This is a genomic window from Streptococcus pseudopneumoniae (assembly GCF_038148935.1).
Taxonomy (GTDB): Bacteria; Bacillota; Bacilli; order Lactobacillales; family Streptococcaceae; genus Streptococcus; species Streptococcus pseudopneumoniae_U.
Map to the genome: position 1 here is coordinate 1 of NZ_JBBJZX010000225.1, position 366 is coordinate 366.

1 pseudogene is annotated in these 366 nt (G+C 32.2%); it reads right to left on the reverse strand.

Features of this window, described 5'->3' with window-relative positions:
* A pseudogene (locus WKI42_RS10730) lies at positions 1 to 366 on the reverse strand (N-acetylmuramoyl-L-alanine amidase family protein); the annotation flags it as partial.

Consider the following 366-nt stretch of genomic DNA (forward strand, 5'->3'; position numbering starts at 1 on the left):
ACTTTTTTAATCTCTGAATAGGTGGTCATTTCTGGTAGATTTGTTACACGACGACCATCTGCCCCAAAGTAATACCTGTTTGGTAAGTTTTGGAAATTCTTTATAACAGCTTTAGGATCAATTTCCTGTCCTTGATCTTTATTATCTATTAAAGCCAACATTGTATTGGAAACGTAATCCCCATATTTATTAGAAAACTTTTTAAACTCTGGCTTGATGTACCAAGCATTTTTTTCAACAATGACTCCATCTTTTCTATAAATAAAATGATAATCATACCCATCAGACAAAGTAACAATATTTGTGATAATTGTATCATCCGCTTGAGATTGTTCAACCTGACTTGGGAGTTTGGTTAACATATAA